This is a genomic window from Kitasatospora sp. NPDC092039, assembly GCF_044756065.1.
In the GTDB taxonomy this organism is placed as follows: Bacteria; Actinomycetota; Actinomycetes; order Streptomycetales; family Streptomycetaceae; genus Kitasatospora.
Genome location: NZ_JBIVSD010000002.1, coordinates 135327 through 148071, shown reverse-complemented (window position 1 = coordinate 148071; position 12745 = coordinate 135327). Strand labels below are relative to the sequence as shown.

Genomic DNA, 12745 nt, shown 5'->3' with positions numbered 1-12745 from the left:
TCGCGCCATGCCGGCGCCTGCTCGGTAACGGAGTCGGACCACCAAGCCGACGCCGGTCGCGGCATCGGGTGGGCATGAGAAGTCGAGCAGGCCGACCTCCGGCATAGGCGTGCGCGCGTGAGAAGTCGGATGGGCCGACTTCTCGCGCGGTGCCGGTGCTGGCCGGTTACGGGGTGGGCGTGGTGACGGCGTAGAAGGCCACGGCTGCGGCGGCGCCGACGTTGAGGGAGTCGATGCCGTGGGCCATCGGGATGCGGACCGGGTGGTGGGCGGCGGCGATGGCGCGGGGGGTGAGGCCGTCGCCCTCGGCGCCGAGCATCAGGGCGGCCTTGGGCAGGCCGTGCGGGGTCAGGGTGTGGAGGTCCACGGCGCTGTCCGCGGGAGTCAGGGCGAGCAGGGTGAAGCCGGCCCCGCGGACGGTGTCGAGGGCGGCCGGCCAGGGGTCCAGGCGGGCGTACGGGACGGCGAAGACGGCGCCCATGGAGACCTTGACGGCACGCCGGTAGAGCGGGTCGGCGCAGTCGGGCGAGAGCAGGACGGCGTCCATCCCGAGGGCGGCGGCGCTGCGGAAGATGGCGCCCAGGTTGGTGTGGTCGACCAGGCCCTCCAGTACGGCGACCCGGCGGGCCCCGGCGAGCACCTCGGCGGCGTCCGGCAGGGGCTTGCGCTCCATCGAGGCGAGCGCGCCGCGGTGCACGTGGTAGCCGGTGACCGCTTCGGCGAGCGCGGGCTCGACCACGTGGACCGGGGCGTCGGCCCCGGCGATGACGTCGCCCATCACCTCCAGCCACTTGGGGGTGAGCAGCATCGACCGCATCCGGTAGCCGGCGGCGAGGGCGCGGCGGATGACCTTCTCCCCCTCGGCGATGAAGAGGCCCTCCGCCGGTTCGCGGCGGCGGCGCAGCTCGACGTCGGTGAGGCCGGTGTAGTCGGCGAGGCGGGGGTCGGCCGGGTCGGTGATGGTGCGGGGTTCGGACACCCTGCGATCTTGCCAAGCCGGGGCGGGGAAGGCCAAACGGCCGAGGGGGCGGGGTGGTCCCCGGCTGTCCGTAGTGCAAATATGACCGTATGGCCCGTAATCCGGGTCGATCCTGGGCTCCGTCGGCCTCTGGCGCCACTGGCACCGCCGGCTCCCCCGGTGGGCGCCCACACGGTCGGCCACAGCTGCCGCGTGCGAAGCGGCGGTGGCCGGTGTGGCACCGTTCGGTGGCGGGGCAGGTGTTCGCGCTCCAGGTCCTGGTCGTGCTGCTGCTGGTGGTGGCGGCCGCGGTGGCGTTGGTGGTGCAGTCGCGCAACGACGCCGAGCACGAGGCGCGCAACCGTTCGGTGGCGGTGGCGCAGACCTTCGCCAGTTCGCCGGGCATCGTGGACGCGCTGCGCTCCCCCGACCCGACGGCCGTCCTGCAGCCGAGGGCGCAGTCCGCCCGGATCGCCTCCGGCGTGGACTTCATCGTGGTGCTGAACAACCAGGGCATCCGCTACACCCATCCGAACCCGGCGCGGATCGGCGCGAAGTTCGTCGGCACGTACGAGCCGGCGCTGCACGGGCAGGTGGTGACCGAGCAGGTCACGGGCACGCTCGGCCCGCTGGTGCAGGCGGTGGTCCCGGTGTACGCGCCGGACAACTCGGTGGTCGGGCTGGTCTCGGCCGGCGTGACGCTGAGCAACGTCAGCAGCGCCAGTGAGCGCCAGTTGCCGGTGGTGCTGGGCGCGGCGGCGGTCGCGGTGGGGCTGGCCACGCTCGGGACGGCGCTGATCAGCCGGCGGCTGCGGCGCCAGACGCACGGGCTGGGCCCGGTCGAGATGACCCGGATGTACGAGCACCACGCGGCGGTGCTGCACGCGGTGCGCGAGGGCGTGATGATCGTCGGCGGGGACGGCCGGCTGCTGCTCTGCAACGACGAGGCGCGCCGGCTGCTGGACCTGCCGCCGGACGCCGAGGGCCGCCCGGTGAGCGGGCTGGGCCTGGAGCAGGCGCCGCTGGGGCTGCTGACCGCCGGGCGCCCGGTGACCGACGAGGTGGTGCTGTCCGGGGAACGGCTGCTGGCGGTGAACGTCCGGCTGATCGACCAGCCGGGCGGGCTGCCGGGCTGCGTCGCCACGCTGCGCGACTCCACCGAGCTGGCGGCGCTGTCCGGCCGGGCCGAGCGCGCGCAGCGGCGGCTGCGGCTGCTGTACGACGCCGGGGTGACGGTGGGCAGCACGCTGGACGTGACACGGACGGCGGAGGAGCTGGCGCAGGTCGCGGTGCCGCGGTTCGCGGACTTCGTCACGGTGGACCTGGCGGACCAGGTGCTGACCGGTGAGGAGCCACCGGGCCGCTCGCTGGGGCGGATGCGCCGGGTCGCGTTGACGGGTGTGCGGGACGACGCGCCGTTCTACCCGGTCGGCACGGTGCTGGACGTGGTGCCGGCGACCCCGCTGGCCGGGGCGTTGGACAGCGGCGAGGCCGGCATGGAGCCGCGTCTGGCGGACGCCGACGGGTGGCGGGAGCAGGACCCGGAGCGGTCGGCGCAGGCGCTGGCGTACGGGGTGCACTCGCTGGTGCGGGTGCCGCTGCGGGCGCGCGGGGTGCTGCTGGGGGTGGTCCGGTTCTGGCGGGCGCAGCGGGCCGAGCCGTTCGAGGCGGACGACCTGGCGCTGGCCGAGGAGCTGGTGTCGCACGCGGCGGTGTGCATCGACAACGCCCGCCGCTACACCCGGGAGCACACCATGGCGGTGACGCTCCAGCACAGCCTGCTGCCGCGCAACCTGCCGCAGCAGACCGCGCTGGACGTGGCGCACCGCTACCTGCCGGCCCAGGCCGGGGTGGGCGGGGACTGGTTCGACGTGATCCCGCTGCCGGGCGCGCGGGTGGCGCTGGTGGTCGGGGACGTGGTGGGGCACGGGCTGCACGCGGCCGCGACGATGGGCCGGCTGCGCACCGCGATCCACAACTTCTCGACCCTGGACCTGCCGCCGGACGAGCTGCTGGGGCACCTGGACGAGCTGGTGAACCGGATCGACCAGGACGAGGTGGCGGGCGGCGGGCGCGCGGAGCTGGCCGGGGCGACCTGCCTGTACGCGATCTACGACCCGGTGTCGCGGCGCTGCACGCTGGCCACCGCCGGGCACCCGCCGCCGGCCGTGGTGGACCCGGAGGGCCGGGTGGTGTTCCCGGAGCTGCCGACCGGGCCGCCACTGGGGCTGGGGGTGCTGCCGTTCGAGACCGCCGAGCTGGAGCTGGCCGAGGGCAGCCGTCTGGTGCTGTACACCGACGGGCTGGTGGAGGACCGGCACCGGGACATCGACGAGGGGCTGGAGCGGCTGCGGGCCGCGCTGTCCGGGCCGCCGCGCTCCCCCGAGCAGACCTGTGCGGACGTGCTCGGGGCGATGCTGCCGGAGCGTCCGCAGGACGACATCGCGCTGCTGGTGGCGCGGACCCGGGTGCTGGCGCCGGACCAGGTGGCGCAGTGGGACGTGCCGTCCGACCCGGCGGCGGTGGGCGAGGTCCGGGCCGCGGTGGCGGAGCGGCTGACGGCCTGGGGGCTGGCGGAGGCCGCGTTCGTCACCGAGCTGATCCTGAGCGAGCTGGTGACCAACGCGATCCGGTACGGCTCCGGGCCCATCCGGGTGCGGCTGCTGCGGGACCGCGCGCTGATCTGCGAGGTGTCGGACGGCAGCAGCACCTCGCCGCACCTGCGGTACGCGGCGACCGAGGACGAGGGCGGGCGCGGGCTGTTCCTGGTCGCGCAGTTCGCGGACCGCTGGGGGACGCGCTACACGGCGACCGGGAAGGTCATCTGGACGGAGCAGCCGCTGGAGTAGGCCGGCCGCTGCCCGGGGTGGTGCCGGAGCGGGAAGCCGGGCCGGCCGGCTGCCCGCTCCGGACGGGCCTACCGCCGGAAGGCCGCGGCCAGCACGTCGACGACGTCGCCGACCACGATGACCGCCGGGGGCTTGACGCCCTCGGCCTCGACCACCGCGGCGACGGTGCCCAGGGTGGCGTCCACCCGGCGCTGGGCGGCGGTGGTGCCCTCCTGGACGACGGCGACCGGGGTGTCCGCGGGCCGGCCGTACTCGACCAGCCGGGCGGCGATCGCGCCGATCTTGTCGACGGCCATCAGCAGCACCAGGGTGCCGCTCATCTTCGCGGCGGCCTCCCAGTTGGTGAGCGAGCGACCGTCGTCCGGGCCGACGTGCCCGGAGATCACGGTGAACTCGTGGGTCAGGCCGCGGTGGGTGACCGGGACGCCGGCCGCCGCGGGGACGCTGATCGAGCTGGAGATCCCGGGCACCACGGTGACCGGCAGCCCGGCCTCCGCGCAGGCCAGCAGCTCCTCGCCGCCGCGGCCGAAGACGTACGGGTCGCCGCCCTTGAGCCGGACCACGAACTTGCCGGCCTTGGCGTGCTCGATCAGGGTGCGGTTGATCGCCTCCTGGGCCATGAAGCGGCCGTACGGGATCTTGGAGGCGTCGATCACCTCGACGTGTTCGGGCAGCTCGGCGAGCAGCTCGCGCGGGGCGAGGCGGTCGGTGACGACCACGTCGGCGTCGGCGAGCAGCCGGCGGCCGCGCACGGTGATCAGGTCCGGGTCGCCGGGGCCGCCGCCGACCAGGGCCACGCCGGCGCCGTGCGAGCGGTACTGGCGGGCGGCCAGCGAGCCGTCCCGCAGGCCGTCCACGATGGCGTCGCGCAGGGCTGCGGAGTGCCGCGGGTCGCCGGTGAGGACGGCGACGGTGGCGCCGGCGTCGCGGCCGCTGGCCGGGGTCCAGGCGGTGGCCGCGGCGGCGTCGTCGCTGCGGGAGCAGAACACCCGCTCGCGCTCGGCCTCGGCGCTGACCGCCGTGTTGACGGCCTGGTCGTCGGTGGCGACCAGGGCGTACCAGGTGTCGGCCAGGTCGCCGTCCCGGTACGGGCGGGCGTGCCAGGTGAGCTCACCGGCGTCGGCCATGGCCTGGACGGCCGGGGTGGTGGCCGGGGATATCAGGTGCAGGTCGGCGCCGGTGGCGATCAGGGCGGGCAGCCGCCGCTGGGCGACCTGGCCGCCGCCGACCACGACGACGCGGCGGCCGGCCAGCAGCAGGCCGACCGGGTAGGGGGTACGGCCCTCGGTGCTCGGGTGCGGGGTGGGCGCGGTCATCGGCGGTGCTCCTGATCGGGGGTGAGGGTGTGGGGACGGTACGGCACGTCACCGCTCCGCGGACCGGCGCGCCCTCGGGCCGGTCCACGGAGCGGTGACGGGGTGCGTCAGGCCTTCTCGGTGACCCCGGCGGAGTCGAAGGTGGCTACATCGTGCATTGCGCGGGCCGCGCTCTGCACCAGCGGCAGGGCCAGCAGGGCACCGGTGCCCTCGCCGAGCCGCAGGTCCAGGTCGATCAGCGGGCGCAGGCCGAGCTTCGCCAGCGCGGCCTGGTGGCCGGGCTCGGCGGAGCGGTGGCCGGCGATGCAGGCGGCCAGCACCTCGGGGGCGATGGCCTTGGCGGCCAGCGCGGCCGAGCCGGCGATGACGCCGTCCAGGACCACCGGGGTGCGCAGCGAGGCGGCGCCCAGCAGGAAGCCGGCCAGGGCGGCGTGCTCCAGGCCGCCGACGGCGGCGAGGACGCCGACCGGGTCGCTCGGGTCGGGCTGGTGCAGGGCCAGCGCGGCGCGGACGACCTCGATCTTGCGGGCGTGGGTCTCGTCGTCGATGCCGGTGCCGCGACCGGTGACCTCGGCCGGGTCGAGGCCGGTGAACACCGAGATCAGGGCGGCCGAGGCGGTGGTGTTGGCGATCCCCATGTCGCCGGTGACCAGCGCCTTGTTGCCCGCCGCGACCAGGTCGCGGGCGGTCTCGATGCCGACCTCGATGGCCTTGAGGGCCTCCTCGCGGGTCATCGCCGGGCCCTGGGTCATGTCGGCGGTGCCTGGGCGGACCTTGCGCGGCAGCAGGCCGGTGGCCCGGCCCTGCTGGACCGCGTCCGGCAGTTCGGCGGCGACGCCGACGTCGACCACGCAGACCTCGGTGCCGATCTGCTTGGCGAAGGAGTTGATCACCGCTCCCCCGGCCAGGAAGTTGGCGACCATCTGGGCGGTCACCTCCTGCGGCCAGGGGCTGACGCCCTGGGCGTGCACGCCGTGGTCGCCGGCGAAGATCGCCACGCAGGCGGGCTCCGGGATCGGCGGCGGGCACTTGCGGGACAGGCCGCACAGCTGGGCGGAGATGATCTCCAGCATGCCGAGCGAGCCGGCCGGCTTGGTCATCCGCTTCTGCCGGTCCCAGGCCTCGCCGAGCGCCTTGGCGTCCAGCGGGCGGATGCCGCGCAGCGTCTCGGCGAGCAGGCTCTGCGGCTCCTCGCCGGGCAGCGCGCGGTTGCCGTACTGCTCCTCGTGGACGACCCAGGACAGCGGGCGCTTCTTGGCCCAGCCCTGCTGCTCCAGCTCCGGCTCGCCCGGGAACTCGTCGACGAAGCCGACGCACAGGTAGGCGACGACCTCCAGGTGCTCGGGCAGGCCGAGCTCGCGGACCAGCTCCTCGTCGTCGAAGAAGCTCACCCAGCCGACGCCCAGGCCCTCGGCGCGGGCGGCCAGCCAGAGATTCTCCACGGCCAGGGCGGCCGAGTACGGGGCCATCTGCGGCTGGGTGTGGCGGCCCAGGGTGTGCCGGCCGCCGCGGGTGCGGTCGGAGGTCACCACGATGTTGACCGGGGTGTCGAGGATGGCCTCGATCTTGATTTCCTTGAACTGCTTGGCCCGGCCCTTGGGCAGCGAGTCCGCGTACGCCTCACGCTGGCGCTCGGCCAGGGCGTGCATCCGCCGGCGGGTCTTGGCCGAGCGGATCACCACGAAGTCCCAGGGCTGCGAGTAGCCGACGCTGGGCGCGGTGTGGGCGGCCTCCAGGACGCGGATCAGCACCTCGTGCGGGATCGGGTCCGGGCGGAAGCCGTTGCGCACGTCGCGGCGCTCGCGGATCACCTGGTGGACGGCCTCGCGGCCGGCCTCGTCGAAGCCGGGGGCGGCCGGGCCGCGCGGCTCGGCGGGCTCGGTGGCTTCCTCGGGCTGCTGCTCCGGCTGTTCCGGCTGCTCCTGCGCCTCCGCCGCGACGGGCTGCTCGGCGGCGGCCTGGTCCTCGGGGGCGTCGGTGGCATCGTTGGCCTGGGGGGTTTCGGCGGGCTGCGGGGCTTCGGCGGCGGGCTGCTCGGCCGACTCGGCAGCGGACTCGGCGGCCTGTTCCCGGGCGGGCTCGGCCTCCTGGGCGGCGGTGGGCTCCGCGACGGCGGTGGGCTCCGCGACGGCGGCGGGCTCGGCCCCGCCCTCGGCCGGGGGCTGCGCCTGCTCGGCGGCCTGCTCCACGGGGGCCTCGGCCTCCGTGGCGGCGGGCTGCTCGGCGGCGCCCTCGGCGGGTGCGGCCTGCTCGGCAGGCTCCGCGACCTCGACGGCGAGCTGCTCGACGGCCTCGGGCGCGGTCTCGACCGGCTGGGCCTCGGGGGCGGCCTCGGCCGGAGCCTCGGCGACCGGCTCGACGGCGGCGGTGGCGGTGGCGTCGGCCTCCGCGGGTGCCTCGACGGCCTGCTCCACGACCGGCTCGGCGGGCGCCTCGGGCTGCTGCTGCGGCTGCTCGGCGTCGGCGGCGGGCTCGGTGACGGCCTGCCCGGAGGGCATCTCACCGGTGCCCGCGGCGGTCTCGGCGACCGGCTCCGCGGCGGCCTCCGGCGCGGTCTCGACCGGCTGGGCCTGCTCGACGGCGGCGGGCGCCTCGACGGCCTCGGCAACCGGGGCGGACTCGGCGGGCGCCACGGCCTCGGCGGCCTGAGCGGCCTCCACGACCTCGGCGGCCTGCGGCGCGTCGGCGGCCGCTATGGGGACGGACTGCTGCGGGGCCGCCTCCTCGACGACCGGAGCCTGCTCGGCCGGCGCGACCTTGGGCAGGCCGTGCGGGGTGGGCGCGGCGAGGAAGGCGGAGATCCGGCGCGGCTGACCGGCCGGGGCGGCGGCCTCGGGCTGCTCGGCGGGCACGGGGCCGTCGGTGGCAGCTCCCTCGGCGGCAGCACCCTCGGCGACGACGGCCTCGGCGACGACGGCCTCGGCGACAGCGGGCTCAACGGCGACGGCCCCGGCGACGGGCGCGCCGGCCGCCTCGGCCACCGGCTGGACGGCCTCGCTCTCGGCCTGGACCTGCGCCTGGGCCTGGGCCGGCTCGGCCACCACGGCCTGCGGCGCGACCTCGCCGGCCTCGACCGCCTCGGCGGCGGCCTGGGGCGCCGTCACGTCCTGCGCGGGCTGGGCCGGAACGGCCTGGACGGCCTCCGGCGTCTCCACGACCTCGATCACCTCGATCGCCCCGACCGTCTCGACGGCCAGTACGGCCTCGACCGGCGGCGCGGCCAGCGGCACCTGCTGGGCCTGCTGGAAGTCCTGCGGCAGCTGCTGCCCGTCCACGACCGGAACGACCGGAACGCCCGGGGCGACCGGCGCCACCGGGACGGCGGGAGCCGGGGCGGCGGCCTCGGCCATCGGCGGGCGGCCGACCACCGGGATGCCGTGCGCGGGCGTGCCGCCCTGCGAGGGGCCGCGGTCGGCCAGCGAGCGGACCGGCACCTGGCCGGTCATCAGCGACGGGTCCGGGATCGGCGGGCCGGCGTGCAGCGGTCGGCGCGGCTGCTGAGCCTGCGTCACCGGCTGCTGCGGCTGCGTCTGGACGGGCTGCTGCTGGAGGGCGTGCTCGGCACCGAGCGCCGGCGGGTCCACCGGCGGCCAGGACGGCTCGACCGGCATGCCGTCCTGCGGCGCGAGCGGCATCTGCTCGGCCGGGACGGCCGCCGGCTCGCCCCAGGAGCCCTGCGGGCCGGGCATCAGCAGCACGTCGTCCTCGTCGTCCAGGCCGTCCGGCGCGTCGGGCTGGTCGAGGAAGTGGAAGGCCGGGCGCGGGGCGCCCTGGTCGACGGCCCAGCCGTCGCCGGGGTGGCCGGGCTGGGGCCCGCCGGGAACGCCGTAGCCGTGCTGGGCCTGCGGCGGGATGACGCCCGCGCCCGGGGGCACCGCGCCGGGGACTCCGGCGATCGGGGCCGCCTGGCCGGGGATCAGTCCGCCGTCCGTCGCGACGCCCTGGAGGGGTGCAACGCCCGCGACGCCCTCCGGTCCGCCGAGCGGGTCCGGCCCGGCGTGCAGGTGCTCCGGCAGTCCCTCGCCCGGGACGTGGCCGCCATCGGTCATTGTCAAAGCTCCTTCCAGGCCGCTGCCGCGCCCTCGGCGACACGATCACCGATCGCAGCGCCCATCCGCACGGGCCGAACCAGCACCGACCCGCCCCTAACCACACGCGGCCGCCGCGCCGTGGCGCTGCGGCCCAAGTCCATCCGGTGCGCTGCGGCACCCCGGGGTCCGGCGCACCGCCCGTACGGGGCGGCACATCGTCTGAAACAACGACAACCCGGAGCAACCGGCACGACCGCACCGGACCCTACGGCATTCTCCAGGTCCGGCACGAGGCCCGTCGAATTGCCCACACTCCGAGCGGAACCGGATTGCACCACGTCAAAAAGGTGACAAACCGACCGAATCGGGTGGGTCGCCGACCGACGCGCCGCCCAGGACGTCACACTACCGGCCCGGCGCGGTCACCTCTCGAATCGGTGTCCGGATGCGACCTGGATCACCGTCGACGCCACCGGACGGTCCCGGCGCGCGCCCACGGCCTTCACACGATCTGCTCACCCCAGAGCACCAGCGCGCCGGTTCCGCCCGCCACCGGCGCCAGCCCGTCGCCGCTCCCCACCGGCCGCAGCGGGGTCGACTGGAGCAGCGCGCCGTCCGCCCGGTAGCCGGCCCCGGCGATCGCCCGGTGGACCCCCTCCGCCTCGGCGAAGGTCCGGGGCAGCGCGACGAACCGCTCGGGCCGCCGGGCCAGCACCGCGCGCACCACGTCGAGGCCGCCGGACTCCACCACCGCCGCGTCCGGCTCCGGCAGGCCGCCCAGCACCTCGGGGCCGCTCCCGTACACCGTCTCCACCTCGACGCCGTAGCGGCGGGCGTTGACGGTCAGCCGGGCGCAGGCCGAGCGGGAGCCCTCCACCGCGACCACGGCGGCGCCGAACCGGGCCGCCTCCACCGCGAGGGCGCCGCTGCCGGCGCCGACCGACCAGACCAGGTCCCCGGGACGTGCACCCAGACGGGCCAGCACCAGGGCGCGCACGTGGGCGGGGAGGACCTCCGGCGCGCCCGGTTCGTCCTCCGCGCGCCCGGCGCCCGCGTAGGCGTCACCGGGGAGTGCCCAGCCGCGGTCCGCGCCGGGGTAGCCGACCGGGCGGCCGGCCAGCCAGCCGGCCGCCTCGTCCACCACCGCGGTCCGGGCGCCGCCACCGATCACCAGCACCACGTTGGGGTCGCGCCACACGTGGTCGGCGATCCGGTCGGAGGTGAGGACGGTGACGTCCTCGTCGGGGGTGCCGAGGGCCTCGCAGACCACGAAGGTCCGGTGCACCCCGCGCAGCATCAGGGCGAGTTCGGCGGGCCCGGCGCCCGGCGCGGTGAGCACCGCGACCTTGGGGTGGGCCCGGCAGATGTTGGCCGCGCGGCGCAGCCGTCCGCCGTGCACGCTGACCACCTGGGCGTCCTCCCAGGGCATGCCGGCCCGGGCGAAGGCCGCGGCCACCGAGGAGACGGCGGGCAGCACCTCCAGTTCGAGGCCGTACTCGGGGCGGCGCAGGGTGCGCACCACGCCGAAGAAGCCCGGGTCGCCCTCGGCGACCACGACGGCGGCGCCGCGGTGCTCGGCGATCCTGCGGGCGGCCTCCCGGATGTTGCCGAGGGTGATCCGCTCGGCGGACTCCGGCACCGGGAGCGCGTTCAGTTGGTAGGGGGCGCCGGCCACCAGGGTCGCCGCGGCCAGGGCCGCGCCGGCGGCCTCGGTCAGCGGTGTGCCGTCCCACCCGATGACCGTGATCCGGTCAGCCATCTGCGGCCGTTCTCCCTCGACTCGGTGTGCCACTCGATCCGCCGTCGTGCGGTGCCGGTCCAGAGGCTACCGGGTGTGATCCCCGAGGACCCGACATCTCGCACGGATGTCCGCGCGGGGAGAACGGGCGGCGCGGCTCAGTCGCGCAGCACGTACCGGTGGTCGCCGTGCCAGCCGTCGCGGTGCAGTTCGGGTGATTCCAGGTCCTCCGGGAGCAGGCTCCACAGGATGAGGTCGCTGCGGCTCTCTCCCCCGGCCTGGCGGCTGGGAGGTGCCCCCACGACCACCTCGCCGGACTCCCCCCGGACTATCCAGGCGCTGCGCAGCACGCCCTCGCTGATGCCGCCGATCTTCTGGGCGACCTGCTGGGCGGCGGTGTTCCCGGCGGCGGTGCGCAGCTCGAGGCGCAGGAAGCCGCGGTCCTCGAACAGCCACTGGGCGACGCCGAGGACGGCCTCCGGGGCGTAGCCCTCGCCGCGCGCCCAGACGGCGGTGACGTAGGAGATCTCGGTGCTGCGCAGCCGCCAGTCGGTGTTGCGCAGCTCGACCAGGCCGACCAGGCGCTGGGTCAGGTGCTCGGTGACGGCGAAGACGATGCCGCGTCCGGCGGCCCGGTGGGCGGGGGCGAGGGTGCGGGCGAGGTCGGCCGCGTACTCCTCGGTGAAGGGGTGCGGCAGGTCCGTCCAGGCGAGGACGAGGTCGTCGGCCATCATGGTGGCCAGGCCGGGGGCGTCGTCCTCCGCCAGGGGCCGCAGCAGCAGCCGCTCGGTGCTGATGGCGGTCTCGGGGAAGCTCGCTGCCATGCCGTCTCTCCTCGCCGGGTCGTGAACACAACACCGTACGCCTCCGTCGTGCCCCGGGTGCCACGCGGTGTGCCGCCCGCACGACGGTACGTCAGAACGCGGTCGGCCGGAGTGTCCCTGCTGCATACTGCCCGACCGGGCCCCCGCCGAGGTGCGGCGGGGGCCCGGTCGGGATCGGGGCGTCGAGCGGGTCGACGGCTCAGAAGGCCGGGACGACCGAGCCCTGGAAGGTGTCCTCGATGTACTTCTTGACCTCGTCGGAGTGCAGCAGCTCGGCGAGCTTCTTGACCCGCGGGTCGTTCTCCTTGCCCTTCTTGACGGCCAGGAGGTTGGCGTACGGGTTGCCCTCGGCCTTCTCCAGCACCAGGGAGTCGGTGGTCGGCTTCAGGCCGGCCTCGATCGCGTAGTTGCCGTTGATGACGGCGGCGTCCAGGTCGGAGATGGAGCGGGGCAGCTGGGCGGCCTCCAGCTCCTTCCACTTGAGGTTCTTCGGGTTGCCCGTGACGTCGGCCGGGGTGGCGGCGGTGCCGGCGCCGTCCTTGAGGGTGATGATCTTGTTGTCGGCGAGCAGCTTGAGCGCGCGGCCCTCGTTGGTGGCGTCGTTCGGCAGTCCGACGGTGGCGCCGTCCGGCAGCTCGGCGAGCGACTTGACCTTCTTGGAGTAGGCGCCCAGCGGCTCCAGGTGCACCGTCTCCACGGGGACGATGTTCGTGCCGTTCTTCTTGTTGAAGTCCTCCAGGTACGGCAGGTGCTGGAAGTAGTTGGCGTCGGCCGAACCGTCCTGCACCGCCGTGTTGGGGGTCACGTAGTCGGTGACCTCCTTGATCTCGAGCTTGAGGCCGGCCTTCTCCGCGAGGTTGTCCTTGACGAACTTCAGGATCTGCCCGTGCGGGGTGGGGCTGGCCGCGACCTTGAGCGGCGCGTTCGGGTCCGAGGAGGAGGACCCGGAGCTGCCGCAGGCGGCGAGCGAGAGGGTGATGCCGGCGGTGGCGAGGACGCTGGTGAACTTCAGGGCGTTGCGCACGAAAA

General features: G+C 75.7%; 7 protein-coding genes. 1 reads left to right on the top strand and 6 read right to left on the bottom strand.

The features are described from left to right. Positions 1-166: 166 nt before the first annotated feature. Positions 167-979 (bottom strand): TrmH family RNA methyltransferase, encoded by an 813-nt coding sequence (locus ACIQI7_RS03995; RefSeq protein WP_387750772.1) that lies wholly within the window; start codon positions 977-979, stop codon positions 167-169. A gap of 89 nt (positions 980-1068) precedes the next feature. On the opposite strand from ACIQI7_RS03995, the gene ACIQI7_RS03990 reads away from it, so the two are divergent. Next, positions 1069-3807, top strand: a complete 2739-nt coding sequence (locus ACIQI7_RS03990; protein WP_401104865.1) for a SpoIIE family protein phosphatase — start codon at positions 1069-1071, stop codon at positions 3805-3807. Between the two features lie 68 nt (positions 3808-3875). On the opposite strand, the gene cobA is transcribed toward ACIQI7_RS03990, so the two are convergent. The 5 genes from cobA to ACIQI7_RS03965 all read right to left on the bottom strand — a co-directional run bounded on the left by cobA (position 3876) and on the right by ACIQI7_RS03965 (position 12740). Continuing rightward, positions 3876-5123 (bottom strand): uroporphyrinogen-III C-methyltransferase, encoded by a 1248-nt coding sequence (cobA, locus tag ACIQI7_RS03985; RefSeq protein WP_401104862.1) that lies wholly within the window; start codon positions 5121-5123, stop codon positions 3876-3878. A gap of 107 nt (positions 5124-5230) precedes the next feature. Continuing rightward, entirely contained in the window at positions 5231-9172 is a 3942-nt protein-coding gene (gene cobT / locus ACIQI7_RS03980; protein WP_401104860.1) for a nicotinate-nucleotide--dimethylbenzimidazole phosphoribosyltransferase, read from the bottom strand. 484 nt (positions 9173-9656) lie between these two features. After that, complete coding sequence (gene cbiE / locus ACIQI7_RS03975) at positions 9657-10913, bottom strand: precorrin-6y C5,15-methyltransferase (decarboxylating) subunit CbiE (protein WP_401104857.1); 1257 nt, start codon at positions 10911-10913, stop codon at positions 9657-9659. 137 nt (positions 10914-11050) lie between these two features. Beyond that, positions 11051-11716, bottom strand: a complete 666-nt coding sequence (locus tag ACIQI7_RS03970) for a GNAT family N-acetyltransferase (protein WP_401104854.1) — start codon at positions 11714-11716, stop codon at positions 11051-11053. Between the two features lie 199 nt (positions 11717-11915). Next, positions 11916-12740 carry a MetQ/NlpA family ABC transporter substrate-binding protein gene (locus tag ACIQI7_RS03965; protein ID WP_401104852.1) on the bottom strand — a complete coding sequence of 275 codons (825 nt, stop codon included), beginning with the start codon at positions 12738-12740 and terminating at the stop codon, positions 11916-11918. Positions 12741-12745: the final 5 nt, after the last annotated feature.